The organism is Caulobacter sp. RHG1 (assembly GCF_013181195.1).
In the GTDB taxonomy this organism is placed as follows: domain Bacteria; phylum Pseudomonadota; class Alphaproteobacteria; order Caulobacterales; family Caulobacteraceae; genus Caulobacter.
Genome location: NZ_SMZP01000008.1, coordinates 121,170 through 146,907 on the forward strand (window position 1 = coordinate 121,170; position 25,738 = coordinate 146,907).

Genomic DNA, 25,738 nt, shown 5'->3' on the forward strand with positions numbered 1-25,738 from the left:
TGGCGTGACGGACGAGGCGTATGGCGATCCGGCCGAGGAAGCGTTTGGCCAACTGAGGACCGAGGTTGCCCTGTTGCGGCGGGCGGTCGAGGGCTTGGCGGCGGCGGAAGAGCGCCATGAGCCGGTCGATTATGGTCCGACCTTAGGCAAGATGGCCAGCCAGCTCGCGGCGGTGGACAAGCGCATCGAGGCCTTGGCGCAGTCGCCATTGCTCAGCCTGACGCCGGCTCGTGTGGCGGGAGAGGTTCAGGCCGCCGCGACACGCGCCCGGCAGGAGGCCCAGGGTGACTGGTCACGGGCCCAGCGCGGTTTGGACGACGCCGTGAGAGCGCTAGGCGAAGTCGTGCCGCGTCCGCGCGCGACACGCGATCAACGAAGGTGGCTCATCGCTGCCGGCGCCGGTGGCGTGATGGCGGGCATCGTCCTTTGGGTCGGGCTGTCGGGGCCAATCGCGCGCGCCTTGCCCGATCGCTGGCAGGTCGCCGAGCGGATGGCGGCGGCCACGCTGAAGCAGGATCGTTGGACGGCGGGCGGACAGATGATGCACGGCGTCAGCCAGCAGGATTGGGCTCGGATCGTTGAGATGTCGCAGTTCGAGCGGGACAATCGAGAAGCGCTGGAGGCCTGCCGGCGAACGGCGGCCAAGGCCGGGAAGGACCAGAGCTGCAAGCTGGTTATTCGGCCTCACTGATCCGAGCATAGTCAGCCCTTCAGGCGGACACCGAATCCAAGCACGGCCGCTTCGTCTGGATCAATGAAGACGACGCCCGCGTCTTCCAGCGCCCGCCGCACGGCCTTGACGTTGACGGCTGAGCTACGGCCAGGGCCGACATCGCTTTTTTCCATACGCCATATCGTTTGGAGGGAGACGCCCGACGCGTTCGCAAGCTGCTCACCGCTCCAGTCGATCAAAGACCGCGCAGCTCGGATTTGAGCAGCCGAGATGGAAGAAGTAGAATTTTCTGCCATATGGTAGTTTTTCTTTGACTTCTAACTGGTCGCGTGGTACAAAATCTCTAACATGCAGCCAGAGTTATCGCCATGGGCTCACGTCGAAAGACGGGAGGCGCGGTCGCGCGCCTGCCCGAACTGTCGAGACGCGCCGTGTTGGTCGGCGCTTCCGCCACGCCGGCGCTTGCCGGACGGGCTCCCGCCCCCGGCATCGATCCGACTATCGCCGCGTGTGACAGGTGGTTCGCCGTTGAAGCAGAGCGGGAGCGCTTGAGTGCCGAGTGGGGCCATCATGAGAGTTTTCTGGCTCGCGAATTCAACTGGTTTCGTCTTTCCGAGGACCAACGCCGCGCGTTGCCGCAGGCGCGTAAGCTCGACGACATAGCGGTTGAACTCGAAGCGTTGGACAGGAAGAGCGATGCGCTGCTGAAAGCGTTGCCTTCAACGCCTGCGGCGAGCGTGGCGGCTGTGGTGGCAAACCTGACCATCGCGACGCGACTCCTCTATCCCGACGGGTACGAAGAGGTCCACGGCCTCATGGTCCGGGCAGTGCGAGACCTCAAGACGCTGAGCCGTCCAACATGAGGAATGACGCGCTCCATCGACGGCACGGCCGCAACGACCGCCGCCTAGCCGAACGGTTCCTCCGCAACGCCAGGAGCTTCTGGAATGGTACGGAAGAGTTGGTCCCAAGATTCCCAGACGGCGCGCGACACTTCCTGGCCATCGCGATCGAGCTTGCGCTGAAGGCCTATCTTCTTCACCGGGGGATCAGCGACGACTGGAACCGCATCCACGTCCGCCATGACCTGCTCAAAGCGCTGAAAAGCGCAAAGCGGGCCGGGTTCGAGGGCGCGCCGCCCGGATTGGCCAAGATCGCGGCGGCGCTCAATCCCTACTACAAAACCCACACCATTCCCCACATGCCGGCGGAGACCATCGCATCGGTGTGCTGGCTCGACGCCTGCCAGACGGTGGACGACCTAATCGCCGCCGTTGGGATCGCCATCGGGGCTCAGGTTCCAGGCGGCCCCACCAATGCGATCCCCCGTGAGCGCGGATGATGCGCCGCGCTTGGAAATATTGGCAGCTTGATCCGATCCAATGGTGGCGTTGGCGCCACCCGCGTCTATGGGCCGGCGGAGGCTTTGATCCTCACAACAGCCAGGAGGTGATCCATTATGCCGTCATGCGCCTGCGCGGTGACACGCGAGACGTCTTCATGCTGAAACGCTTCCGTGCGCTCGACTACGCGCAGATCGGCCGTCACCTGACCCTGACGGTCCAAGAGGTAGAATCGCACATGGCGATTGCGATCTGTCAGATCGACACCATCGTCTGTCTCATTGAGCGAACTCGCCCCCGGCTTGACGTCGGATGAACTCGCCCGTCAGTCTCTCAGCAGTTCGATGGAGGTCCCCACCATGTCCGTTCTGAGAACCAGCACCTTTGAGCACGCCGGCCGGGCCTTCGAGATCCGGGCCGAGACCTACGCAGATCCGACCTATGTCGAAGCCGTCGTGTTCGAGAACGGATCGCCCGCGACCGTGACCTATCCTGGCGGCCTTTCGGCCATGCCCACCTACGGCGCCAACTTCCATCGGGAGCTAGGGCCGGAGGACGCGGCAACGATCGATGCGCTGATCGCCGGCGCCGAGAGCGAATTTCGGAGGCTGACGCCCCTCGGCGTCAGCTAGTATGAGGTGAAGGGTGTTCGCCGGGCCAGCCGCCCTGTTCGCGGCCTTCTATTTCTCGCCAACACGCGAGAAGCGGTTGATCAAAGACCTGCGCATCCCGCCCCCCCTCCACCTACCGGCACAATGTCCATGATCGATTGGAATGGCTTATACAGATCACATTCCAATGGATTTTGATCGATATATCGGATAGATATCGATCATGGTTTGGAATTGGCAGCAGGAAGGCTGGCCCGAGTTTACTTGGGATCAGCGCACATTGGTGCGCGCCGAAGCGCTCTTCATCGAGAACGCGGGCGTGCTCATCGGTGCATCCAAACATCTGGACGCCGACGACCAATATGCCTTGCGCATCGAATTGATGAGCCATGAGGCCGTCGATACTTCCGCCATTGAGGGCGAACCGCTCGACCGAGATAGCGTCCAGTCGTCCATCCGCAGGCGCCTAGGCCTAGCCAGCGATCGTCGCCGCGCGTCGCCCGCCGAGGCCGGCATCGCGGAAATGATGGTCGATCTCTATGAGCGGGCAACTACGCCACTGACCGAAGAGGCCCTGTTCCGTTGGCATCGCTGGATCACCAACGGGCGCACCGATCTGGTCGATATCGGGCGCTATCGCACCCACACAGATCCGATGCAGATCGTCTCGGGCTCGGTGCACGCCCCGAAAGTGCATTTCGAGGCTCCGCCTTCATCCGCCCTTACCGCGGAAATGCAGCGCTTCTGGGATTGGCTGGAGCGCACCGCGCCGGGCGGCGACACACCTCTCCCCGCCATCACCCGCGCCGGCATCGCCCACCTCTGGTTTGAGAGCATCCACCCGTTCGAGGACGGCAACGGCCGTGTCGGTCGCGCGATCAGTGAGAAGATCCTGGCGCAAGGATTGGTCAACCCGGTCGTCACCGGCATGGCCAGCACCTTGCTGCAGCATCGCAAGGCCTACTACGCCGAGCTTGAGCGAGCACATCGCGAACTCGAAATCACCGACTGGCTATTGTGGTTTGCCGCCAAGACCCTCGAGGCGCAGCAAAGTACGCTCCGCCAGGTCGAATTCGTGCTGGATAAGGCCCGCCTCATGGGCCGATTGCGCGGCGCACTAAACGAGCGCCAGGAAAAGGCGCTCATCCGGCTATTCGCCGCCGGGCCGGAAGGCTTCAAGGGCGGGCTCAGCGCCGCCAACTACATGACCATCACTGGCGCGCCGTCGGCGACCACCACCCGCGATCTCGCCTCACTGGTTGAGATCGGCGCGCTGACCCGCACCGGCGCGAACAAGGCGACGCGCTATCACTTAAACATCGCCGTCCCCGCCATAGCATCAATGAGCGGGAAGGACATCATCTAGCCGCACGACAAATGGGTAAGCACCATGAAGGGACGTTGGCCTACCACCGGGAACGTGACGTTCAGCGGGGTACGCGCTACCCTTTTGGCTAGGAGACTACAATGAATCAACGCGATCCGAACATCATCCGATCGGGACTTTCCGGCCCGGTGTCTGCGGATGGAATAAGCGCGACTGTGGAAATCTATCGGCTTGAAAATCAACCGGGCTGGGCGCTTGAGGTCGTGGACGAGGAAGGTACATCCACTGTCTGGGATGATCAATTTCCGACAGATGACTTAGCCATGGAAGCCTTTCGGTCCGTTCTACAAGACGAAGGGATGGCGGCGTTGCTGGGTCGATCGAACGTGGTGCCCTTTCGGCGCTGATCGGTAGCGATGTGCCAGAGCGCCTCATTCAGATCATCCGACGGGTACGAGCATCTGGCCGCAGAATCCACGACCCGCCGGAAGCCGTGATTGATCCGTCAGGTCCTATGCCTTCCTTTTCGAAGGCTAGGTCGTCCTCGCCGGATCTACAGACCGTAGGCCGCCACAAGACGGGCTATGGCCTCGTCCGGCGTCATCTTGAGCTTGAAGTCGGCCGGCTTGAAGGTCTTGTCGCTGGCCACGGCGTCGACGAAGGCAGTCATGTCGGCCCGGATCGCTTCGGGTAGGGGTTGAACCTCGCCTTCTGGCAAGAGCTGCAACAGACGGAAGACGTCGCTGCGGTGCTTCTTGATGTTCCCGCCATCAACGGCTTCGCCGGCGGCCTTACGCTTCGCCAGATCGAGGTGGGCGCGAGCTTTGAAGGGGATGATCGCCGCTTCGTTCAGCAAGGGCAGGCCGTCGACCACACGGGCGTTCTCGCGCAAGAAATCGTAGTAGCCGCCGTCGAGAAGGATCGCCGACAGGCTGGCGGCCGCGTCGTCGATCGGCAGTGGGACTAGCTGGCTTCCCGGCGCCAAATCGATGCCGTCAGGCGCGCGGGAGAACAGCTCGATCATCTGCGGATAGTCGGATTCCGAGGGGCGCTGGAACCTATAGAGCTTGCCGCCATCGGCCTTCTCGCGCCGCTCGTAGCCGCCCGCCTCGATGAAGGCCCAGAAGACGTCGGCGAAGGCCGCGTCGAGCAACTCGACGAGCAGCACCACATCGAAGTCCTTGGTCAGCCGAAAGGTAAGACCGACCTCCTCCATCACCTGCTCGCACGCCACGCCGCCGACCAATACGTAGCGGTCGGCATAGTCGGCGAAGTGCTCGCGCCAACGCTTCAGGCCTACGACCACGACATGTCCTCTAGGAGCTGCTCGGCGGCTTGGGCGACACGTTCGTCGGGGTGGTCGCGCGTGCTCAGGTATAAGGAGAGGCGGTCGACTACATTGCGGTCGGTGCGATCGGCCAGCGCCGCCGGGTCGTAGCTCCAGGTCTCGACCTCGTCGCCGGCCGGGTCTCCCGGCTCGCGCGCGATCAGGCCGTGGTCGCGGACCAGCTGGGGCCAGTTGGCGGCGGCGACGGCAAGTCGTTGGACGCGTGGCGACGCCAGCGGGGTATAAAGCGACAGGGCGCTCTCGCCCGCTACCCGGCCAGGGAAGTGCTGGGGAAAGGGGATACCGACGGTCCGAACCTTGCGCACGGGCGATTGCAGACGCGGCGCGGCGACCTCCCAAAGATCGAGGCCATGGCTGACGAACCTGAGAACCCTCTGCTTGCCGGTGCGCGAGGTGTCGGCCAGGCCGGCGGCCTGCAGTTCGTCGAAGGCCCGGCTCACGCTCATGGTGGCCACGCCATAGCGGGTGGCCAGGGCCGTTGCGCTGGGCGCTTCGGTCTCGCGCCGCAGGAGGGCGCCGATGACGATCATCTGGCTGGTAGGCGAAAACGTCTCGACGTCATGCACCGGCGCCCTGGGCGCCCGCTCGCGCAGGTCCATCAAGGCTTCGGGGATGTAGAGCTGCGCCCCCGGCACCAGGAACGCCAACCGCTGCTTCAGCAAGCTCAGGCGCCGCGATGGCGACAAGGTCTCAAACACCAACACCACTGTCGGGGTGTTGCTGCGCTCCCGGACGACATGAACGTGGCGGGCCAGCTCGTCGGCCGTCGCGCCCGTGGCCGCCCGGACGGCCATCAGCACGCAGGACCGCTCGAAGATCTCGGCGCGCCAGAGGGCGTATTGATCGGTTATGAAGAAGGGCATGCCAGTGGGCTCGGCACGAACCAACCAAACGCTCGCGCCGAAGCTCTCCCGCAGATAGGCCTCAGCCTTCTCCGCGAGCTGCTGCTCCCACTTGTCTTTCCACGTCCGTAACATCACGTGCGAAATTAACATCACTGATGTTATCTTCAAGTGCACTGTTAGCGAACGAGCGACCCACGATACTCTGTCGCAGGCTCAGATTGGCGACCGAAGCCTCGGCCGGAAAGAGTCGGGGCGACTCATCGATACGAGTCCGACGACAATCAGCGTCGTCGAGTGCGGCCTTGACGAGTCTGACGACGCTTACCGCTACCTTCTCTGGACAGTCCGCGCCGAACGCGCGATTATGATTGGCAAAAGCCGCGCTTAGCACACCCTTCTAGCACAATCGGCTTTTTCCCTTTAAAATCAACGATGTAACCGGACTTAAAATCCGTTGGAGCAATCCGTGTGGGTTCGAGTCCCACCGTCCCTACCAAGTTTGGCTGCGACTCGCGTAGCGTGCCGACATGGCCGATGTCGCCTTATCGTCGACCGAGCGGATCGCCCGCCTGACGCCGCGCGAGCGGGCGTGCCTGGCGTTGGTCGCGCGCGGCTTTTCCTCCAAGGAGATCGCCCTTCAGCTGGGCATATCGCCGGCCAGCGTCGACGTGCGCATCGGCAAGGCCTGCGAGCGGCTGGGCGTGGCCACCCGGCGCGAAGCCGCGCGGCTGTTCTCCGGGCATAGCGATTTTCACGCCTACGAAACGTCCCCACTGACGCCATCACCCCCGCTCCCCTCTCCTGAAGGCGGCACGGGGGAGATGCATGGACCAGCCGCAAACGAACAGCGATCGGACAAAGACGGCGAGCCAGATGGCCTCGCGCAAGATCTTCGAGAGCCGACGCTTCCGGACGCGGTTTCCAGGCGCACCGGAGCCGCGACCAGACCTGCCGGGGACGACGTGGGACCATCTGCAACGACAGCTGACCGCCCTTTCATCCTGCGCCCCGGAAGAGGTGGAGGCGATGCTGCGCCCCATCCGGGACGCCCAGTCCGGCAAGCCGCCGGAAATGGTTTTGCGCGAGCTTCTGATCGCGGCGTCGATCCTTCTCGACGAAGCCCCCCGCCAAGCTGGCGAGGGAGGCTGGACCATGACCTAGACCCCTTCGCCAACCTGGCGGTGATGGCCCTGCTGGCCATCGTCGTCGCCCTCCTCTTCAGTGGACTTCTGATGGCCGCGCACAGCTTCCTGATCGCGATTCAGGACTGGCTCTGGCGCATCTTCGCCCGCTGACCTCCCCGACATTTCGAGACCAGCGCCGCGCCGGCGACCGTTTGGCGCGACGGGAGACCTTTGCATGCAACGCAAGATCATCGGGGCGCGCGTCGCCCAGGAACTGTTCGCCGTCGAGACCGCGGTCGAAACCACCTACGGCGCCATGGCCCAATTCGCCGGCCTGCTGGCCAACGCCCGCACCGAGGCCAATCTCTCGGTCGTCTATGGTCAGGACGTGATGGAAGACGTCAACGCCGCCATGGCTCATCTGCTTCAGGCGCGCCGCGCCCTGGTCAAGGCGCATGGCGGTTTGGCCGAGGTTCGCGACCAGGTCGGCCTGCGCCAAGTCGCCTTCGGCGTTCAGGACAAACCCGAGGTGGAGCAGCCCCGCGGACGCCTACGCGCGGTTGGTGAATAAGGCCCGATAGGCGATTAAGCGTTTCACCGGAGGTCGACTCCGGTCAGGATCACGGCGGCACTACGTAAGACGGAGGCCGCCGTGTTCCATCAGCTGATCGGCCAGGCCTCCCTGGTCCTGATGCTCATCGTCTGCGGCTGGGCCCTGTGGCGCGGCGGCAAACCCGAGCGCCTGGCCGCAGCGGCCATGGTCGCCGCCTGGATCGGCACGTCCTTCGTCCTCGACCGCCGCTTCATCGACATCCAATGGGCGACCCTGGTCGTCGACCTCGCCCTGCTGGCCGTGCTGGTGGGGCTGTCGCTCGTCTACCGCCGGCGCTGGCTGCTGGCCGCCAGCGGCTTCCACCTGCTGGGCGTGGCCACCCATGGAGCGATGGTCATCGACGACAAGATCCAGGCCGCCCCCTACATCGTCGCCCTCGGGATCTGGAGTTGCGCGGTCGTCGCCAGCCTGGCCTATGGCATGGCGGTCCTGACCCGTTCTTCCCCCGCGGCCACTGCGCGATGAGCCGCCCGTCCTCCCCTCTCCCCTTCCTGTCGCGTTCGAGTGAGTAAGCATGGCTGAAGACAAGACCCCCGATCCCGTCGACATTCACGTCGGCCGCCGCCTGCGCATGCGCCGCAAGGACCTGGGCTACTCGCAGCAGGCTCTCGCCGACGCCCTGGGCCTGACCTTCCAGCAGGTGCAGAAGTACGAAGGCGGCGCCAACCGCATCAGCGCCAGCAAGCTGCACGCCACGGCCATGTTCCTGAAGACGCCGATCGGCTTCTTCTTCGAAGGCCTGGATGACCCGGAAGGCGCCGACACCAGCGCCGCGGACCTGGCCAACGAGATGGCCGGCTTCTGGTCGCTGTCGGGCGGTCCGGAACTGGCGCGCGCCTATGTGTCGATCCCGTCGACCGGCATGCGCAAGCACCTGGTCGACCTGGCCAAGGCCATCGCCGGCGAAGACTAGAGATCTCTGGAGCTTTAGGCCGGGTCCGCCAGCAGCTCGATGTTGTTGGCCCCGGCCTCGGCCAGGGCGCTGATCAGTTCGCTCACGGCCGCGTCCAGTTCGTCGGCGTCACGCCCGCGCAATACCAGATTGGCGCCGTAGACGTCCGGCAGGGCGAAGAACGGATAGCTGCCCAGCGACATGTCCGGATGCGCCTTGGCCACAGCCTCCAGCGGCGCAGCGATCGCCCCCTCGCCCGTGCCCGTGACACGGACGGTCTTGGACAGCACCACCGCTCCGCTGCGCAGGCGAGGCCCCACGTCCTCCAGCATGCCGCGCATGATCGCCGGGACGCCGGCGAGCACGAACACGTTCTCCTTCTGGAAACCGGGCGGCCCCTGCACGGGGTTCTTCACCAGCATGCCGCCCTCGGGCACATGCGCCATGCCACGACGCGCGGCGTTAGGCTCGCCCCAGCGCTCGCGCAGCATGGCCATGATCTCGGGATGCTCGGGCGCCGTGACCCCGAAAGCCTTGGCGATCGAGTCGGCGGTGATGTCGTCGTGGGTCGGGCCGATGCCGCCGGTGGTGATGACGTAGTCGTAGCGGGCGCGCAGGGCGTTGACCGCGTCGACGATGTCCTGCTCGACGTCCGACACCACCCGGGCTTCGCACAGGTCCACGCCATAGGTGGCCAGGTACTTGGCGATAGCCGACAGGTTCACGTCCTGGGTCCGGCCCGACAGGATCTCGTCGCCGATGATCATCACCGCCGCCGTCACGCGTTCGCTGGTCGCCATCGCTTCGATCCCTTATGTCGCCTTGTTCCGATTATCGACTTAGGCCCCGCATGCTGCTCCCGCAACCGCTCGTTCATGGCCGCCTGGTCAGCCGCTACAAGCGCTTCTTCGCCGACCTCGTGCTGGACGACGGACGGGAGATCACCGCCCACTGCCCCAACCCCGGCGCCATGCTGGGCGTGCGCGAGCCAGGCCAGGGCGCCTGGGTGTCATGGTCGGACGATCCCAAGCGCAAGCTGCCCTGGACCCTGCAGTTGGTCGAGCAGGCCATGGCTTCTGAAAAGAGCGCGCTGGTGGGCGTCAACACCCTGCTGCCCAACCGGCTGGTCGCCGAGGCCCTGGCCAACGACTGGATCCCCGAACTTTCCGGCTATGCGACCGTCAAGCCGGAGGTGAAGTACGCCGAAGCCAGCCGCGTCGACTTCCTGCTGACCCATCCGGACTGGCCGCCCTGCTGGCTGGAGGTGAAGAACTGCCACTTCAGCCGCGCGCCGGGCCTGGCCGAGTTTCCAGACTGCAAGGCCGAGCGCTCGACCCGACATCTGACCGACCTGGCCGCCCAGGTGCGCGAGGGCCACCGCGCCGTGGCCCTGTTCATCGTCCAGCGCGAGGACTGCGAGACCTTCAGCGCCTGCGCCGATCTCGACCCGGCGTTCGCCCGGGGATTGGACGCTGCGGCCAAAGCCGGGGTCGAGGTGTTGGTCTATGCCTGCGCCATGAGCACGCAGACGATCCAAGTGGCCCGCCGCATCCTGTGGACCAACGCTCACCTAACAGGGATTTAAGCTGCAATCGCCAGCGTGTCGGTTACCCATGCGTCCGTTACGCGAAGTGGGGATCGCATGAAGAGGACCGTACTGGCCATCTGCGCACTGGCGCTCGCCGTCTCAGCCTGTGGCCGGACCGAGCCGGGCAAGCCCGAGAGCGGCATGATGACGGGCTTGCGGGCGATCTTCGCGTTCAAGGCCTGCACTGGCAAGCTGGAGGACCGCTTCGGCCTCAAGACGCTGGACGGCGTCAACTCCAACGACATGGATCCCGTCCCTACCGGCAAGCCGGGCGAGTGGGACGTCAAGTTCACCGCCGACGTCACCGAGAAGGAAAGCGGCCGGGTCACGCGCTACAAGGGCGTCTGCCATGTGCGCCGCGACAAGCCCACGACCCTGGACGCCGAGTTCGTCAAGGAGGTCCGCCCGGCCCACGACACCGTGCGACGGATCAATCCTTAGAAGGCTTGGGGCCGTTGAGGGAGGTCCGGGGTTGAAATCCGTGCTAGGATTGCGAGATACGCCCTGAACATTTCCGATCGCCGCGCCTCGCGGCGGCGACGCCCGAGTAGAGCATGACCTTGGACAACACCCTCGAAATCGAAGCCGAAACCCGCACGGGGCAGATCAAGCTGCACAAGCCGGAAGACTTCGAGGGCATGCGCAAGGCCGGCAAGCTGGCTGCCGAGTGCCTGGACATGCTGATCCCGCACGTGCAGCCGGGCGTCTCTTCGGATCACCTGGATACGCTGGCCCGAGAGTTCATCCTCGACAACGGCGCCCTGCCCGCCTGCCTCTATTATCGCGGCTACCCCAAGACGGTCTGCATCTCGCGCAACCACGTGGTCTGCCACGGCATCCCGGGCGAGTGGACGCTGAAGGAAGGCGACATCGTCAATATCGACGTCACCGCCATCGTCGACGGCTGGCATGGCGACACCTCGCGCATGTATGGCGTGGGCGAAGTGGGCCCGCGCGCCCGTCGCCTGGTCGAGATCACCTACGAAGGCATGAAGCGCGGCCTGGAGGCCGTGAAGCCGGGCGCCACGCTGGGCGACATCGGCCACGCCATCCAGAGCTACGTCGAGGCCCAGCGCTGCTCGGTGGTCCGCGACTTCTGCGGCCACGGCCTGGGCAAGGTGTTCCACGACGCCCCCAACATCCTGCACTTCGGCCGCCCCGGCCAGGGCGCGGTGCTGAAGCCGGGCATGTTCTTCACCGTCGAGCCGATGGTGAATCTGGGCAAGCCGGCCGTGAAGGTGCTGAACGACGGCTGGACCGCCGTGACCCGCGACAAGTCGCTTTCGGCCCAGTGCGAGCACTCGATCGGCGTGACCGAAGACGGCTACGAGATCTTCACCGCCTCGCCCGCCGGCCTGTTCCAGCCGGCGATCCTGGGCGGCTGATCCTGGACTAGACCCTCCCCCGCACGCGGGGGAGGGCCTACAGAACCCCTGGACAACCCTGACGCGATCACCTCACTATCCCTCGCCAGAGTTCGGGGGACGGCATGGTCAGCGTCAAAGCCTTGGGCGTGTCCGATGCGACGCCGGTCGAGCCGGTCGTCGTCGCCCAACCCGCATCCGGCAAGCCCGTCCGCAAGTCCGCCCACGCCCATCACGCCGGCCATCGCGAACGCTTGCGCCAGCGGGCCAAGGCCGGCGGGTTCGTGGCCCTGCCCGACTATGAGCTGCTGGAGCTCTATCTCTTCCGCACCTACCCGCGCGGCGACGTCAAACCGCTGGCCAAGAGCCTGCTGACCCGGTTCGGCTCCCTGGGCGGCGTGCTGGGCGCGACGATCGAGGAGCTGGCCACCGTGCCCGGCGTCGGCGAGGGCGCGGCGATGGACATCAAGCTGCTGCACGAAGCCACGCTGCGGGCCGGCCGCGACAAGATCGTCAAAAGGCCGGTGATCAGCTCGTGGAGCGCCCTGCTCGGCTATGTCCGCGTGGCCCTGGCCAACGAGTCGCGCGAGCAGTTTCGCGTACTTTTCCTGGACAAGAAAAACCAGCTGATCGCCGACGAGGTGATGAACCGCGGCACTGTCGACCACGCCCCGGTCTACCCGCGTGAGATCATGCGTCGGGCGCTGGAGCTGTCGTCCAGCAACCTGATCATCCTGCACAACCATCCTTCGGGCGATCCGACCCCGTCACGCCCCGACATCGACATGACCAAGCAGATCGTCGAGGCCGGAAAAGCCCTGAAGATCGCCGTCCATGACCATCTGGTGGTCGGCCGCGAGGGCGTGGCCAGCTTCAAGGCCCTGGGCCTGATGTGAACGCTTGACGCCCCCCTCGCCAACGCTGAGCTTGGCGCCTCAAATCTGTTGGGGAGTCTCCATGCGTCGCCTGCTCACCGTCCTGCTCGGCTCGGCCGCCTTGCTCGCGTCCGTCTCCGTGGCCCACGCCGCCGACAAGAAGGCCCCGGCCAAGCCTCCGGTGGTCTCCAAGACGATCAAGGCCCTGCATGACAGCTTCCTGATCCTGGACACCCACCTGGACACCCCGACCCACTTCGGCCGTCCGGGCTGGGCCATCACCGACCACCACGAGGTCGAGCACGACTTCAGCCAGGTCGACCTGCCCCGCATGAACGAGGGCGGCCTGGATGGCGGCTTCTTCGTCATCTACACCGGCCAAGGCGACCTGACGGCCAAGGGCTATGAGTACGCCCGCGACTACGCCCTGCACCGCGCCGTCGAGATCCGCGAGATGCTGGCGGCCAATCCCGGCCAGTTCGAAATCGCCCTGACCGCCGACGACGCCCGCCGCATCAACAAGGCCGGCAAGAAGTTCGCCTTTATCAGCATGGAAAACAGCTGGCCGCTGGGCGAAGACCTGACCCTGCTGGAGACCTTCTACAAGGAAGGCCTGCGGATGGCCGGCCCGGTCCACTTCCGCAACAACCAACTGGCCGACAGCTCGACTGATCCCAAGGGCAAGCTGTGGAACGGCTATTCGCAGCTAGGCGTGCGCTGGGTGGCCGAGGCCAACCGCCTGGGCATCGTCATCGACGTCAGCCACGCGTCGGACGATATCGTCGACCAGTCGCTGGCGCTGTCGAAGGCCCCGATCATCGCCTCGCACTCGGGCCCGAAGGCGATCTACAACCACCCCCGCAACCTCGACGACGCGCGTATCAAGAAGATCGCCGACGCTGGCGGCGCGATCTGCATCAACTCAATCTACCTGACCGACAACACCCCCAGCCCCGAGCGCAAGGCGGCCTATGAAAAGCTGGGTCGGGGTCCGGACCTGAAGACGGCCTCCCCCGCCGAGGTCAAGGCCTATGCCGACAAGCGCGCGGCCGTGGACAAGGCCTATCCGGCTCCGCGCGGCGACTTCGACCTGTTCATGAAGAGCATGCTGCACGTGTTGAACGTGGCGGGTCCCAAGGGCGTCTGCGTCGGCGCCGACTGGGACGGCGGCGGCGGCATGGACGGCTTCGAGGACATCACCGACCTGCCCAAGATCACCGCGGCGCTGAAGACCGCCGGCTATAGCGACGCCGACATCGAGGGGATCTGGAGCGGGAACGTGCTGCGGATCGTGGCGGCCGCGCAGGCGGCGGCGGAGAAGAAGTAGGGCGGGACACTCGCCCCCTCCGGGCCTGCGGCCCTCCGCCCCCGGAGGGGAAGACGAAGCGCCGTCTGCCCCCTCCGGGGGCGGACGACCTCGCGCAGCGAGGTCAGGCGGGGGTCTGCTGAGCCCGCTTTCTAAGCTCCCAAACCCGCCAGCCCATCAGCGCCAAAAACACCGCGCCATAGACCAGCGGCGGCCGGTGGTCGGCCTTCACCAGCAGGTAGTAGTGGGCCACGCCCAGCGGCACGATCAGATAGATTAGCCAGTGCAGCCGCTGCCATGCCGCCCGCCCCATCCTGATCACCCAGCCGTTGGTCGAGGTCACCGCCAGCGGGATCAGCAGCACGAAGGCCAGCATCCCCAGGGTAATGAACGGCCGCTTGAGGATGTCCTTCCACAGCTGGCCGAAGTCGAAGAACAGATCGATGCCGATGTAGCTGAAGAGATGCAGCGTGACATAGGCGAAGGCGAACAGCCCGATCGTCCGCCGGAAGCGCACCAGCCGGGGCTTGCGCAGGATCCGCGCCGCCGGGGTGATCACCAGGCCCACCAGCAGCAGCCGCAGGCCCCACACGCCCAGCTGGCGGATCAGGGTCTCGATCGGATTGGCCCCGAGATCGCCCGAAAAGCCCCGCCAGGCCAGCCAGGCCAGGGGCGCGAAACAGGCCAGCCAGACGCCGGCGTAGACGGCGTTGTCCTGAGTCTTGGACAGACGTTTGCTCACGACGCCGCCTCCTCCCGATCCGTCTCCCCGGCGAACGCCGGGGCCCAGATCTCAAGGCGTTTGGGATGACGGGGGACACGCCGAGCCCCTAGAGCCCACCCCAGCATTCTTCCAGCTGGGTCCCGGCTTTCGCCGGGAAGGTCGGTTTCCAGGATGGCCATCAGTAGAACCGCTTCAGGTCCATCCCGCGGTACAGGTCCGCCACCCACTCGCCGTAGCCGTTGAACGGCAGGGTCTCGCGGCGGCGGAATTCGCCCAAGCGGCGTTCGGTGGCCTGCGACCAGCGCGGGTGATCCACGGCCGGATTGACGTTGGCGTAGAAGCCATACTCGCGCGGCGCCAGCTTGTTCCAGGCCGTGGCTGGCGGCTTTTCAGTCAGGGTGATGCGCACGATCGACTTGCCGCCCTTGAAGCCATACTTCCACGGCACGACCAGCCGCAGCGGCGCGCCGTTCTGGTTGGGCAGAACATCCCCGTAAAGTCCGACCGCCATCAGGGTCAGCGGGTGCATGGCCTCGTCGATGCGCAGGCCCTCGACATAGGGCCAGTCCAGGGTGTTCCAGCCCTGGCCCGGCATTTCCGATGGCCGCCGCACGGTCTCGAACGCCACGTACTTGGCCTTGGACGTCGGTTTCACCGAGGCCAGCAGGTCCTTCAGCGGAAATCCGACCCAGGGGATGACCATCGACCAGCCCTCGACGCAGCGCATGCGGTAGATGCGCTCCTCCAGCTTGTTTCCGGCGATGAGGTCCTCAATGCCGACCGTGCGGGGGGCCTCGCAGGCGCCGTCGATGCGCACCGTCCAGGGACGCGGCTTGAACCGATCGGACTTCTCGGCCGGATCGCCCTTGTCGACGCCGAACTCATAGAAGTTGTTGTAGGTCGTGACGTCCTTGCGCGGTGTCGGCTTCTCCGTGGTCGAAAAGCCCTTCGTATAGGTCAGCGCCGCATTCGCCTGTCCCGCGAAACCCGCCAGGCCCAGGCCGGCCAACCCCGCCATCAAGGTCCGTCGCTGCAGATAGACGCCCGGATCGGTGACGTCGTTGTCGGTCAGATCGGGCGCGTGGCGGATGAGCATGACTCAATCCTTCTCCTGCTGTTCGGCAAGATTGCGGCGCGGCGCATAAACCTTGGCCATGCCCTGGGCCAGCACCGCCCGCTCCTCCGGCGACAAGGTCGCGGCATAGGCGGCCAGAGCGGTCTCGACATTGGCCCGCGCCTGGCCGTCCAGCGCACGGGCGTTGGCCAGGCGACGGCTGACCTCGGTCGGGTCGAAGCCCGGGGCGCGCATGGCGGCCAAGGCGGCCTGACGCTCGGCGCGAGCCTGACGGGTGATCGGCTGGTTCTTCTGATTTGCGCCGCGCAGGGCCTGACGCAGGGCCTTGCGGCTCTCGGGCGACAGCGCGTCGCCGGCCCGCCACAGCGGCGCGCGGGGCGCGCGTTCCGGCTGAACCGCCGGCGGCTGGCGAACAACGACGGCCGGACGCTCGATCGGCGCCGAGGGCGAAGCAGCCGGCGGCGAAACATAGACCGTCGCCGGCTGAGCGGGCGGAGCTGGCGGCGCGACGGGCTTCTCGGCCAGGCGGACATAGGCCATGCCCGCCACCCCGCCGATCAGGAACACGTTGAGAGCCGCCGAGACGATCAGGCCGACCAGCAGCGGGCGAGACAGGCTCATAGGGCGGCGGGCTCCTCGAGAGCGTCCTGCAGGTCGGCGGTGAAGTCGACGGCGGTTACGGTTTCGGCCTGAGCCACGGCGGCCGGCGCGGGCTGAGCCTGACCGCCAACCATCACCCCGACGCTGACCCCGGCGAAGGCTGCTGCCGACAGCCCCAGGGCCGCGCCCAGGCCGGCAATCCACCGGCGGGCGGTGTTGGCTGGCTGAGGCGCAGCGGCGATCAGACGGCCCAGCAGGGCGGCGTCGGGACGCTGGGCGGGGGCGAGGTCCAGCAGGCGGTCCAGACCAGCGGCTTCCGTCAACACCGGCGACAGCCTTGCGGGCTCAGCGGCCAGCAAGGCGCGGGCGGCCTCGCGCTCGCCTTCCGGCCAGCGGGCGATCTCACCGCCATAGGCGGCGGCCAGGTCCTCGAAGCGTTCGAATGTCATCATCGTCTCAGTCCTCCCCCCGCAAGTCGGCCAGCGAAGCCTTCAAGGCCCGCCGTCCGCGCCCCAGCAATCCCTCCAGCGCCTCGACGCTGATCGCCATCACGGCCGCAGCCTCGATATTGCCCAGCCCCTGATGGTGACACAGCACGATGGCTTCGCGCTGCCGGTCGGGCAAAGCCGCAAGCGCCGCCTCGACCCGCTGGCTCAGATCTGAAGCCAGCAGGCCCGCGTCGGGCGCCGGCCCCGGATCGACCTGCTCGGGCGGCTGGTCGGTCGGCGTCTCGCGCCGTCTTCGCAGCCGGTCGTAGCAGAGGTTCAGAGCCACCCGGTGCAGCCAGGTGTCGAACCGCGCCGCGCCCGGCTTCCAGGCCCGCGCCTGCTTCCAGGCCCGCAGGAACGTCTCCTGCGCCACGTCCTCGGCCTCGCCGGGGTCGTTCAGCAGCCGCCGGGACAAGGCGAGAATGCGCGGCAGACGTCGGTCCAGCAGGGTGCGAACAGCCGAGGCCTCGCCTCGTCCCACCCCCGCCAGCAAGGCTTCGTCGGGATCGTTCCCGTCCGTGGCCAATCGTCAACCCGCCGCGCTCGCTCGTGTCAGATCCCGACCTTGGCCTTGCCGGACTTCGCCTGCAATTCCTCAAGCGTCAGGATGCCGTCATTGTTGGCGTCCATCCGCTTGTAGCGCCAGGCCAGCACGGCGTCGGCCTCGGTGCGCGACAGGAAGCCGTCCTTGTCGGTGTCGAAGCGCGCGAACATCCGCTCGCCCCGCTTGCCGGCCTTGGTCGCGGCGGCGTCCACCTTGGCGTTCTTCTGGCGGAAGGCCTCGAACTCCTCGCGCGAGATCTTGCCGTCCTTGTTGGTGTCCAGGCGAGCGAACATCTTGTCGCCGTTCGAGGCCTGGAACTGTTGCAGGGTCATGCCCTGGGGTTTTGCGCCGGCAGGCGCTTCGGTCTGCGCCAGGGCCGGGGCGGCCATGGCCAGGAGAGCGCCGGCGGCGATCAGGGTGCGTACGAACATCAGTCAAAGGTCTCCAGAGAGATCGTCCCTGTGACCTTGAACGCGCGGAGCCCCCGATTCCGTCGCGCCTTTTCTAAGCTTTCACGATCGCCGCATAGGCCGCCCGCGCCTCGACCTTGGCCTTGGCCAGTTTCGGCTTCAACGACTTGAACTGGGCGACGCCGCCGGCGCGGGCCAGCAGGGTCTTGAAGGCCTTGGGCTCGGCCTCGACGTCGAGGCCGTCTTCCAGGGCGACCTTGATCAGCTGGGAGAGGTCCTGCTCCAGCCGCCAGGCCGATTCCAGTCGCGCCAAGGCGGCGTCGTCGGCCAGGCCTGCTGCGCGGAAGGCGGCCAGGGCCTCGCCGGTGTTCTGGGCCAGAGGACCGCCGTCCGCCGCGTGGGCCAGCTGCAGGAACTGGGCGGCGAACTCGATGTCGACCAAGCCGCCGGGATCCAGCTTCAGGTCCCAGTCGCCCTTCCCAGGCCGCTCGTCTTCCATCAACTGGCGCATTTCCACGACGTCCTTGGCGGTGACGGCGCGGTCGCGCGGCCGGCGCAGGGCCGCCTGGATCGCGCCCTCGGCCTGGACCTTGAAGTCCGGCGAGCTGGCCCAGATCACCCGGGCGCGGGTCAGGGCCAGGAACTCCCAGGTCTCGGCTTCTCGCGCGTAGTACTCGCCGAAGGCTCCGAAGCTGACCGCCACCGGCCCCTTGGCCCCGGACGGGCGCAGCTTCATGTCGACCTCGTAGAGCGTGCCCTCCGCCGTCGGCGCCGACAGGGCCGAGATCAGCCGCTGGGTGAAACGGGCATAGAACACCTCGGCGCTCCACCCCTTGCCATCGGACATCGCGGCGGGATCGTCGGCGACATAGACGGTCATCAGGTCGAGGTCAGACTTGGCGGTCATCTCGCGCGAGCCGGCCTTGCCCAAGGCGACCACCGCCACCTGGCCAGGGAAGGCTCCGCCCAGGCGCTCCGTCTCCAGCAGGGCCGCCGGGGCCAGGCCGCCGACGACCAGGTCGCCCAGCTCGGCGAAGGCCCGGCCGATGTCGCGGGCGTCGGCGCTGCCGCTCATCACCCGCACGCCGATGCGGAAGCTCTGGTCGCGGAACAGGCGCCGGGCAGCGTCCATGGCCCCCTCGAAGTCGGCGGGATCCCACGGCGCGACGGCCGGGGTCTCGATCGGGCCGAAGAAGCTGGGGTCCAGCAGGGCGTCCAGGGCGGTCGGCCGCTTGGCCATGGTCTGGGCCAGGCGCGGGGCGAAGGCCATGACCTCGACGATCAGCTCGAACAGCCGCGGCTGGGCCAGGAACAGCGACTGGATCTGCACGCCCGAACTCAAGGTCGCGAAGAAGTCGGCAAAGCGGTTGAAGGCCTGGTCGGGCGCGCCCGTCGCATTGGCCGCGTCCAGCAGGCGCGGCGCCAGGCGGGTGAAGAGCTCGCGGCCACGCTCGGTGCGGGTGGCGGCGATGTGGCCATGGTGCCAGCCGCGGATGGTGGCGGCCACGCGCTCGGGACTGGAAAAGCCCATGCGCTTGAGGGTGGCCAGGGTCTCGGGGTCGTCCTCGACGCCAGTGAACACCAGGCTGCCGAAGCGGGAGGACAGCTCTTCCTCGCCGGCGAACAGCCGGCCATAGCGCTGATTGACGCCCTTCAGGATCTTGCCGACGGCGGCGTCGAAGCTGCGCAGATTGTCTTGCCCCCACAGGGCGGCAACCTTCTTGCGGTCGTTGTCCGACTCCGGAAGCTTGTGAGTCTGGTCATCGGCGATCATCTGGGCGCGATGCTCCAGCGCCCGCAGGTCCTGGTAGGCCTGCGTCAGCCAGGCGGCGTCCTCCGGCGTGACATGTCCGGCGGCGGCCAGGGCCTTCAGGGCGTCCAGGGTGCGCGGGCTGCGCAGGTCCGGCTGGCGGCCGCCCAGGATCAACTGCTGGGTCTGGACGAAGAACTCGATCTCGCGGATGCCGCCCCGGCCCAGCTTGAGGTCCGCGCCCTTGGCGGTCAGGCGGTCGTCGACCTTGTAGGTATGGATCTGGCGCTTGATCGAATGGATGTCGGCGATGGCCGCGAAGTCCAGGTTCTTGCGCCAGATGAATGGCTGCAGCTCATCCAGAAACGCCTGGCCCTGAGCCATATCGCCGGCCGCGATCCGGGCCTTGATGTGAGCGGCGCGCTCCCAGTTCTGGCCGACGCTCTCATAGTAGTCCATGGCCGCGTCGACCGGCATGGCGGGCGGGGTCGAGGACGGGTCGGGGCGCAGGCGCAGGTCGATGCGGAAGACATAGCCGTCGCCGGTGCGCTCCTGCAGCACCCGGCCCAGATGGTTGGCGATCCGCACCGCAACGGCTTGCGGCTCGTGGCCCTCCGCGACTGGCAGCTTCTCGGGCGCGTAGAAGATCGAGAAGTCGATGTCGCTGGAATAGTTCAGCTCGAACGCGCCATGCTTGCCCATGGCGATGCAGAACAGGCCCGGCGCGGGACCGCCCTCCCCCTCCGCCACATGGGTCAGCGCCCCGCGATCGACCTCCTGGCGCACGGCCTGGGCCAGCGCGGCCTGCAATGTGGCGTCGGCGAAGCGGGTCAAGGCCCCAGTCACCTGGTCCAGGTCCCAGACGCCCGACAGGTCGCACAGGGCGGTGACCAGATGCAGGTCGGCCTTCAGCTCGCGCAGCGTCCGGCGGGCGGTCTCAAAGTCGGGCTCGGCGGCGACGGCCTCGGCGGCGGCCAGGATGGCGTTCAGGGTCTGGTCCGGATCGCCGTCCAGCAGCCGAGGCAGGCGCTGGCCGTCCCGACGCGCCAGGCTGGCCAGGTAGGACGACGCGGCGAACACCGGCGCCAGGGCCGGCCAGACCGGATCGACGCCCGCCATCGCTTCGCCGACCCTCTTGGCGATCGCCTCATACGCCCGGTCGGCGGCCTTGGTGTCGATGATGGGGCCGCAAGGCGCCAAGCGTTCAGCGAGACGAGTCATGGCGGCACCGTGGCCCGCCCGGCGTCCAGCGACAAGAGTCCGGCTTGACTACGTAATTTACAGTTGTAACCATACTATCCGAGGAAACGGCCGGAACGGCATTCGCAATGATCGAGCTCTTCGCCCTCGCTTTGATCCGCGCCCAGCTGGCCGCCGCCGCGGCCGTGCTGCTGATCGTGATCCTGCGGCCGTCGGCCCGCCGCCTGTTCGGCCCGCGCCGCGCCTACGGTCTGTGGGGGATCGTGCCCGCCGCCGCGGCCGCCGCCTTCTTCCCCAGCCTGGCCGAGACCATGGGCATCGGCGCGCCGTCCCGGCCGCTGGGGGCTTCGGCGCCGATGCTGGTCGACCTGTGGCTGGCCGGCTGCGTGGTCGCAATCGCCATCCTGGTCCTGCGCGAGCGCCTGTTCCGCCGCCGGGTCAAGCAAGGCGTGGCCGGTCCCGCGGTCATGGGCGCCCTGTGGCCGCGCATCGTGCTGCCGGCCGACTTCGCCCAGCGCTTCGACGCTCGCGAGCGCGAGATGATCCAGCTGCACGAGCGCACCCACATCAATCGCGGCGACCCCATCGCCAACCTGGGCTTCGCCGCCGCTGGGGTTCTAGGCTGGTGCAATCCGATGATCGCGCTGGGCCTGCGCCTCGTGCGCATCGACCAGGAGCTGGCCTGCGACGCCACCGTCGTGGCCCTGCGCCCCGGCATCCGCGCCGACTACGCCAAGGCGCTGATGAAGGCCCAGCTGACCGTCGCCACCTCGCCGCTGGCCTGCGGTTGGGCCACCCATCCGCTGATCCTGCGCGTGTCGCTACTGAACAAGCGCGAGCCCAGCCTGACGCGCGACGTGGCCGGCTTCCTGACCACCACCTTCCTGGCGGTGGCGGCGATGGGCACGGTCTGGAGCATCGCTCCGCGTGGCCCCGATGCGCGCGACCTGACCCAGAGCTTTGCGGCGACCACGCCCAGCTACATGGCGCTGATTACCTGGGCCGGGCGCTAAGGCCCGCCCTCGTCAGCCCCAATCAGCCGAGAAACAGCTTCACGTAGTCGTCGACTGGACGGCGGGTCAGCGTGTCGTTGATCCACACCTCGGTGGTCCCGTCCTTCTGCGGCTTCAGCAGCCGCACCCCGGCCACGCGCATACGGTCGAAGGCGCCTTCGGCCAGCTTCGGGTTCAGCACGATGTGGCGGATGTTCGAGGCGTTGGGCGCCGGCTTCAGCCTGGCGGCCCCCGCCTTCTCCAGCCCCGCAAACAGCTGGTCGGCGGCGGCGAAGGCGGCCTTGTGGCGGGCCTGGAAATCGTCCAGCGCCGCGAGCGCCAGCACCGCGGCCGGCCAGGCCTGATAGATCGTGCCGCCGAACTGATGGCGCAGGGCGCGGGCCTTGGCGATGTCGGCCTTGCTTCCCGCCAGCACCGCCCCGAACGGCGCGTCCAGATACTTATAAAGCGAGACATAGACCGTATCGAACAGGGCCGCGGTCCCGGCGATATCGTAAGCGGGCGGAGCCAGGAGCAGGCGCGCGCCGTCCAGGTGCAGGCGTATGGACTTGCCCCTGGCGTAGGCGGCGATCTCGGCCAGCAGCGCCGGCGACAGCATCTCACCACCGGCCCGTCGCACGGGGCTCTCGAGTGAGATCGCGCCGATCTTCAGCGGATAGGGCCCGTTCTCCGCCTCGTCGACGGCGGCCTTGATCTCGTCCAGCGACGGTCCGGCGCGGCCGGGGGCGAGGTCGACGAGGTTCAGGCCCGATAGCAGCTGGGTCGCATCGCTCTCGTCGCGATAGAGATGGCTCTCGTGCTGGACGATGACCCGCGTGGCGTCGCCCGCGAGAATGCGCACGGCGACGTGGTTGGCCAGGGTGCCGGTGGGCAGGAAGGCGCAGTCCTCCTTGCCCAGCATCGCGGCGAACCGCTTCTCCAGCTCGGCCACCGCGCCGCCGGCCAGATAGCTGTCGCGCGGCTTGCCCTGCTGAACCAGATCGGCCAGGCGGGCGGCGGTCTTGACCGCATCCGGCGGGGCGCTGTCGCCGACCAGCCAGACGCTCCTGGCGTCGACGGGCGGGAACGGCGACGGCGGAGCGGCCTGGGCCAGGACGACGCCGGGCGTCAGCGCCAGCAGGGAAGCGGTCAGGAACTGGCGGCGGTCCATACGTATCCCCCTCGATGAAATGGCCTATTCGACCCGCGGCAACACCAGCGCCACCCGAAGACCCGGGCCGCTGCCATTGTATTCGCCCGGCCCCTCGGCCAACTCCAGGCGGCCGCCGTGCGAGACGGCCACGGCGCTGACCAGCGACAACCCCAAGCCCGCTCCCGGCTCGCTGCGGCTGTTCTCCAGGCGCACGAAGCGCTGGACCACGCGGGGACGGTCGGCCTCGGGCACGCCCGGGCCAGTGTCGGTGACCGAGAACTCCAGCTCGCCCGACGAGGTGCGGCGGGCGCGCAGCATGATCGCCCCGCCCTCGGGCGTGTACTTGATGGCGTTGTCGAGGATGTTGGCCAGGGCCTGGGCCAGGAATTCGCGGTTGCCCTTGATGTTCAGGGCCGGGACGATCTCGGCCTTGAAGTCCAGACCTTTGTCCTCGCACGAGAATTCGTAGAGCTCGGCCATGTCGCCGGCCAGCTCGGAGGCGTCGAAGATGCTCTGGTCCGGGGCCGAGCCGGCGGCCTGCAGACGGGCGATGGCCAGAACGGCGTTGAAGGTCTTCAGCACCCCGTCAGCGTCCATCAGCGCCGTCTCGAGCGCCGCGACCGGATCGCCCTTGCCGTTTTCGGCGTCGATCAGGGCCACCTCCATGCGGGCGCGCAGGCGGGTCAGGGGCGAGCGCAGGTCGTGGGCGATGGCGTCGCCGGCGTGACGCAGGCCACCCATCAGGCGCTCGATCCGGTCGAGCATGTCGTTCAGGCCCTCGGCCAGCTCGTCATACTCGTCGCGCGTGCCGCGCACCCGGGCGCGAGCGTGCAGGTCGCCGGCCCGCACGTCGTTGACCACGTCGACCAGCCCTTGCATCGAGCGACTGACGTTGCGGCTGATCAGGACCCCGCCCGCCAGGCCCAGCAGAATCACCAGCGCCCCTGCGCCCCACAGGGCCCGGACGATCTTGCGGACATACGCCTCGGAGGCGTCGACATCGGCCCCGACGAACAGGATCTCGCCCTTTTCCAGCCGCTGCTGAACGCCCCGTGCAGCGGCCTGGACCTCGGCGCCGTCCAGGTCGGTCTCGGTGACCTTGAAGCTGGCCCACTGCGGCCCGTCGCCATTGAAGTCGCCCACCGGCGACTCCTCGATCGAGCCGGAGATGCGCTTGCCGGTCTTGTCTGCCAGGAAATACAGGAACGGCCGCTCGCCGATGGCGCGCTCGACGATGGTCTGGTTCAGCGCGTCGACGCCGCCCTGGCGATAGGTCGCCTCCAGGCTCTCGAACTCGCGGCTGATCTCGGCCTGGGCGCGGCGGTTCACCTCGCCCGCCGTGGCGACATAGATATAGCCCAGGAACGCGCTGGCGGCCGCCGCGAATAGGGCCAGGAACAGCAGGGTCAGCCGGAACGGCGTGGTGCGGAGAAGGCGCGGCAGACGCATGGGACTCTAGGATTTCTTGCCGAGCAGCGCGGCGATGTTCTGGCGAGTGTCGAGAATGCGAAGGACGTGAATGCCGTCTCCGTCCGGCAGCGGCTCGTAGACGGTCTTCCACGGATAGACGGTGAAGACGCTAGGATCGCCCCTGAAGATCTGCTCCACACGCCCTAGCCTCGGACGACGCGCCAAGCGAGCGATGCTGGCATTTATGCGATCGATCACGGCCTGAGCCCGCTCCTCCCCGGCGTCGAGCGCGATCCAAAGCGCCAGACGGGCGACATCCGTTCGCGCTTTGACGCTGAACTCGACTCTCGCCCCCATCATTTGGACGCTATCGGCCCTCTTTGCGGAGTTGTTCGCGGACTTCGTCCATGACCGCCTCGGGATCCCAAGGCACGCTCTTACCCTCGGCGAATTCCTGGCGCGCTCGGTCCAGAGACTCATTGATCTCGTCGAGATTGCGAACGATCCAGGCGTCCCATTCCGCCTTGGTCGGCATGGGACCATAGATACCCGACAGGTCGTCGGCGTCGTCAGCCTCGGGTTTGGCGGGCTTGTTCATGGTCTGATCCTACCACGCCCCTGCCCCGTCGCCTACGGATCCAGCCGATAGCCCGCGCCACGCACGGTCTGCAGCATGGCGCGGTCGAAGCCCTTGTCGATCTTCGAGCGCAGGCGCGAGATGTGCACGTCGATGACGTTGGTCTGCGGGTCGAAGTGGTATTCCCAGACCTTCTCCAGCAGCATGGTGCGGGTCACCGACTGGCCGGCGTGGCGCATCATGAACTCCAGCAGTTGGAATTCGCGCGGCTGCAGGTCGATCTCCTTGCCTTGCCGATGGACCGTCCGGTTGATCAGGTTCATCTCCAGCTCGCCGACCTTCAGAGTGGTCGCGACGGCGCCCGTCTCACGGCGGCGTGACAGGGCCTCGACCCGGGCCATCAGCTCGGGGAAGGCGTAGGGCTTGACCAGATAGTCGTCGGCGCCGGCGCGCAGGCCGGTGACGCGGTCGCTCACCTCGCCCAGAGCCGAGAGGAACAGAACCGGCGTCTGGTCGCCCTCGCGGCGCAGGGTCTCGACCACCTGAACGCCATCCATCTTCGGCATCATGCGGTCGACGATCAGCACGTCGAAGCCGCCCTTCTGAGCGACGCCCAGGCCGGCCTCGCCGTCGGGCGCATGCTCGACCTCGTAACCGGCTTCCTTCAGGCCGTGCGCCATGGCGGCGGCGGCTTCCAGGTCGTCCTCGATAATCAGTATACGCATCAGCGAGCCCCTCATGCGCTGGGACAGAAACGACGGAACGGTCGACGTTCTCTCGATTCTGGCCGCCGCGCGACTGTCGGAACGGTTGATAGCCGTTTCGACGACCGCCGTAACTTAAACCTTGGACAGATACGAAAAAGCCCCGCTCCGGCGAACCGGAACGGGGCTTTCGTCGTCTGAA

32 protein-coding genes and 1 pseudogene are annotated in these 25,738 nt (G+C 67.1%); 17 read left to right on the plus strand and 16 right to left on the minus strand.

Annotated features, from left to right (window positions below):
- Positions 1-4 precede the first annotated feature (4 nt).
- Entirely contained in the window at positions 5-691 is a 687-nt protein-coding gene (locus E1H18_RS20875) for a DUF6118 family protein (RefSeq protein ID WP_172272154.1), read from the plus strand.
- Positions 692-702: 11 nt separating this feature from the next.
- Here E1H18_RS20875 and E1H18_RS20880 read toward each other — a convergent pair whose 3' ends face one another.
- On the minus strand, positions 703-912 hold the full coding sequence (locus tag E1H18_RS20880; protein ID WP_241736128.1) for a transcriptional regulator: 210 nt from the start codon (positions 910-912) through the stop codon (positions 703-705).
- A gap of 129 nt (positions 913-1,041) precedes the next feature.
- On the opposite strand from E1H18_RS20880, the gene E1H18_RS20885 reads away from it, so the two are divergent.
- From E1H18_RS20885 to E1H18_RS20910, 6 genes are all read left to right on the plus strand, one after another.
- Positions 1,042-1,536 carry a hypothetical protein gene (locus E1H18_RS20885; protein ID WP_172272160.1) on the plus strand — a complete coding sequence of 165 codons (495 nt, stop codon included), beginning with the start codon at positions 1,042-1,044 and terminating at the stop codon, positions 1,534-1,536.
- Complete coding sequence (locus E1H18_RS20890; protein WP_194248126.1) at positions 1,533-2,015, plus strand: hypothetical protein; 483 nt, start codon at positions 1,533-1,535, stop codon at positions 2,013-2,015. Before E1H18_RS20885 ends, E1H18_RS20890 begins: the two co-directional genes overlap by 4 nt.
- Positions 2,012-2,332: a sigma-70 region 4 domain-containing protein gene (locus E1H18_RS20895; RefSeq protein ID WP_241736129.1), complete on the plus strand. Its 321-nt coding sequence runs from the start codon at positions 2,012-2,014 to the stop codon at positions 2,330-2,332. Before E1H18_RS20890 ends, E1H18_RS20895 begins: the two co-directional genes overlap by 4 nt.
- Positions 2,333-2,375: 43 nt before the next feature.
- Positions 2,376-2,648 (plus strand): hypothetical protein, encoded by a 273-nt coding sequence (locus tag E1H18_RS20900; RefSeq protein ID WP_172272163.1) that lies wholly within the window; start codon positions 2,376-2,378, stop codon positions 2,646-2,648.
- A 202-nt stretch (positions 2,649-2,850) separates the two neighbouring features.
- On the plus strand, positions 2,851-3,993 hold the full coding sequence (locus E1H18_RS20905; protein WP_172272166.1) for a Fic family protein: 1,143 nt from the start codon (positions 2,851-2,853) through the stop codon (positions 3,991-3,993).
- 101 nt (positions 3,994-4,094) lie between these two features.
- Positions 4,095-4,361, plus strand: a complete 267-nt coding sequence (locus E1H18_RS20910) for a hypothetical protein (protein ID WP_172272169.1) — start codon at positions 4,095-4,097, stop codon at positions 4,359-4,361.
- A 146-nt stretch (positions 4,362-4,507) separates the two neighbouring features.
- Here E1H18_RS20910 and E1H18_RS20915 read toward each other — a convergent pair whose 3' ends face one another.
- Both E1H18_RS20915 and E1H18_RS20920 read right to left on the minus strand, forming a co-directional pair.
- Complete coding sequence (locus E1H18_RS20915; RefSeq protein ID WP_172272172.1) at positions 4,508-5,260, minus strand: hypothetical protein; 753 nt, start codon at positions 5,258-5,260, stop codon at positions 4,508-4,510.
- The gene (locus E1H18_RS20920) at positions 5,251-6,297 is read right to left on the minus strand and encodes a hypothetical protein (RefSeq protein ID WP_172272175.1); all 1,047 of its coding nucleotides are present in this window, start codon (positions 6,295-6,297) and stop codon (positions 5,251-5,253) included. The genes E1H18_RS20915 and E1H18_RS20920 overlap by 10 nt, the downstream gene beginning before the upstream one ends.
- A gap of 377 nt (positions 6,298-6,674) precedes the next feature.
- On the opposite strand from E1H18_RS20920, the gene E1H18_RS20925 reads away from it, so the two are divergent.
- From E1H18_RS20925 to E1H18_RS20940, 4 genes are all read left to right on the plus strand, one after another.
- On the plus strand, positions 6,675-7,442 hold the full coding sequence (locus E1H18_RS20925; protein WP_172272178.1) for a helix-turn-helix transcriptional regulator: 768 nt from the start codon (positions 6,675-6,677) through the stop codon (positions 7,440-7,442).
- A gap of 64 nt (positions 7,443-7,506) precedes the next feature.
- Positions 7,507-7,842 carry a hypothetical protein gene (locus E1H18_RS20930; RefSeq protein WP_172272182.1) on the plus strand — a complete coding sequence of 112 codons (336 nt, stop codon included), beginning with the start codon at positions 7,507-7,509 and terminating at the stop codon, positions 7,840-7,842.
- An 81-nt stretch (positions 7,843-7,923) separates the two neighbouring features.
- Positions 7,924-8,349: a hypothetical protein gene (locus E1H18_RS20935; RefSeq protein WP_172272185.1), complete on the plus strand. Its 426-nt coding sequence runs from the start codon at positions 7,924-7,926 to the stop codon at positions 8,347-8,349.
- A 49-nt stretch (positions 8,350-8,398) separates the two neighbouring features.
- Positions 8,399-8,797: a helix-turn-helix domain-containing protein gene (locus E1H18_RS20940; RefSeq protein WP_172272188.1), complete on the plus strand. Its 399-nt coding sequence runs from the start codon at positions 8,399-8,401 to the stop codon at positions 8,795-8,797.
- A 14-nt stretch (positions 8,798-8,811) separates the two neighbouring features.
- On the opposite strand, the gene E1H18_RS20945 is transcribed toward E1H18_RS20940, so the two are convergent.
- The gene (locus E1H18_RS20945; RefSeq protein ID WP_172272191.1) at positions 8,812-9,576 is read right to left on the minus strand and encodes a competence/damage-inducible protein A; all 765 of its coding nucleotides are present in this window, start codon (positions 9,574-9,576) and stop codon (positions 8,812-8,814) included.
- 50 nt (positions 9,577-9,626) lie between these two features.
- Here E1H18_RS20945 and sfsA point away from each other — a divergent pair, with 50 nt between their 5' ends.
- The 5 genes from sfsA (at position 9,627) to E1H18_RS20970 (ending at position 13,930) form a co-directional block, all read left to right on the plus strand.
- Positions 9,627-10,361 (plus strand): DNA/RNA nuclease SfsA, encoded by a 735-nt coding sequence (sfsA, locus tag E1H18_RS20950; RefSeq protein WP_172272194.1) that lies wholly within the window; start codon positions 9,627-9,629, stop codon positions 10,359-10,361.
- Between the two features lie 57 nt (positions 10,362-10,418).
- Positions 10,419-10,805 (plus strand): hypothetical protein, encoded by a 387-nt coding sequence (locus E1H18_RS20955; RefSeq protein WP_172272197.1) that lies wholly within the window; start codon positions 10,419-10,421, stop codon positions 10,803-10,805.
- Positions 10,806-10,918: 113 nt separating this feature from the next.
- A complete protein-coding gene (gene map, locus E1H18_RS20960) occupies positions 10,919-11,749 on the plus strand; it encodes a type I methionyl aminopeptidase (protein ID WP_172272200.1) in 831 nt (276 codons plus the stop codon).
- A gap of 104 nt (positions 11,750-11,853) precedes the next feature.
- On the plus strand, positions 11,854-12,624 hold the full coding sequence (gene radC, locus E1H18_RS20965; protein WP_194248127.1) for a DNA repair protein RadC: 771 nt from the start codon (positions 11,854-11,856) through the stop codon (positions 12,622-12,624).
- Positions 12,625-12,685: 61 nt separating this feature from the next.
- A complete protein-coding gene (locus E1H18_RS20970; RefSeq protein WP_172272203.1) occupies positions 12,686-13,930 on the plus strand; it encodes a dipeptidase in 1,245 nt (414 codons plus the stop codon).
- 103 nt (positions 13,931-14,033) lie between these two features.
- On the opposite strand, the pseudogene msrQ reads toward E1H18_RS20970, so the two are convergent.
- The 7 genes and pseudogenes from msrQ to E1H18_RS21005 form a co-directional block, all read right to left on the minus strand.
- Positions 14,034-14,730, minus strand: a pseudogene (gene msrQ / locus E1H18_RS20975) (protein-methionine-sulfoxide reductase heme-binding subunit MsrQ).
- An 81-nt stretch (positions 14,731-14,811) separates the two neighbouring features.
- Positions 14,812-15,729: a protein-methionine-sulfoxide reductase catalytic subunit MsrP gene (msrP, locus tag E1H18_RS20980; RefSeq protein ID WP_172272209.1), complete on the minus strand. Its 918-nt coding sequence runs from the start codon at positions 15,727-15,729 to the stop codon at positions 14,812-14,814.
- A 3-nt stretch (positions 15,730-15,732) separates the two neighbouring features.
- Positions 15,733-16,329, minus strand: a complete 597-nt coding sequence (locus E1H18_RS20985) for a periplasmic heavy metal sensor (RefSeq protein ID WP_172272212.1) — start codon at positions 16,327-16,329, stop codon at positions 15,733-15,735.
- Positions 16,326-16,760: a hypothetical protein gene (locus E1H18_RS20990; protein ID WP_172272215.1), complete on the minus strand. Its 435-nt coding sequence runs from the start codon at positions 16,758-16,760 to the stop codon at positions 16,326-16,328. The genes E1H18_RS20985 and E1H18_RS20990 overlap by 4 nt, the downstream gene beginning before the upstream one ends.
- A gap of 4 nt (positions 16,761-16,764) precedes the next feature.
- Positions 16,765-17,322 (minus strand): RNA polymerase sigma factor, encoded by a 558-nt coding sequence (locus E1H18_RS20995; protein ID WP_172272218.1) that lies wholly within the window; start codon positions 17,320-17,322, stop codon positions 16,765-16,767.
- 26 nt (positions 17,323-17,348) lie between these two features.
- The gene (locus tag E1H18_RS21000; RefSeq protein ID WP_172272221.1) at positions 17,349-17,771 is read right to left on the minus strand and encodes an EF-hand domain-containing protein; all 423 of its coding nucleotides are present in this window, start codon (positions 17,769-17,771) and stop codon (positions 17,349-17,351) included.
- A gap of 73 nt (positions 17,772-17,844) precedes the next feature.
- The gene (locus E1H18_RS21005; RefSeq protein WP_172272224.1) at positions 17,845-20,721 is read right to left on the minus strand and encodes a bifunctional [glutamine synthetase] adenylyltransferase/[glutamine synthetase]-adenylyl-L-tyrosine phosphorylase; all 2,877 of its coding nucleotides are present in this window, start codon (positions 20,719-20,721) and stop codon (positions 17,845-17,847) included.
- Positions 20,722-20,828: 107 nt separating this feature from the next.
- Here E1H18_RS21005 and E1H18_RS21010 point away from each other — a divergent pair, with 107 nt between their 5' ends.
- Positions 20,829-21,713, plus strand: coding sequence for a M56 family metallopeptidase (locus tag E1H18_RS21010; protein WP_172272227.1), 885 nt, complete (start codon positions 20,829-20,831; stop codon positions 21,711-21,713).
- Positions 21,714-21,735: 22 nt separating this feature from the next.
- On the opposite strand, the gene E1H18_RS21015 is transcribed toward E1H18_RS21010, so the two are convergent.
- From E1H18_RS21015 to uczR, 5 genes are read right to left on the minus strand one after another with little or no spacing between them, the layout of a single operon-like run.
- Entirely contained in the window at positions 21,736-22,863 is a 1,128-nt protein-coding gene (locus tag E1H18_RS21015) for a low specificity L-threonine aldolase (RefSeq protein ID WP_172272230.1), read from the minus strand.
- 24 nt (positions 22,864-22,887) lie between these two features.
- A complete protein-coding gene (gene uczS, locus E1H18_RS21020) occupies positions 22,888-24,294 on the minus strand; it encodes a two-component system sensor histidine kinase UczS (RefSeq protein ID WP_172272233.1) in 1,407 nt (468 codons plus the stop codon).
- Positions 24,295-24,300: 6 nt separating this feature from the next.
- A complete protein-coding gene (locus E1H18_RS21025) occupies positions 24,301-24,612 on the minus strand; it encodes a type II toxin-antitoxin system RelE/ParE family toxin (RefSeq protein WP_172272236.1) in 312 nt (103 codons plus the stop codon).
- Between the two features lie 10 nt (positions 24,613-24,622).
- Positions 24,623-24,853, minus strand: coding sequence for a hypothetical protein (locus E1H18_RS21030; RefSeq protein WP_172272239.1), 231 nt, complete (start codon positions 24,851-24,853; stop codon positions 24,623-24,625).
- Between the two features lie 32 nt (positions 24,854-24,885).
- Positions 24,886-25,557, minus strand: a complete 672-nt coding sequence (gene uczR / locus E1H18_RS21035; protein ID WP_172272242.1) for a two-component system response regulator UczR — start codon at positions 25,555-25,557, stop codon at positions 24,886-24,888.
- Between the last annotated feature and the right edge of the window lie 181 nt (positions 25,558-25,738).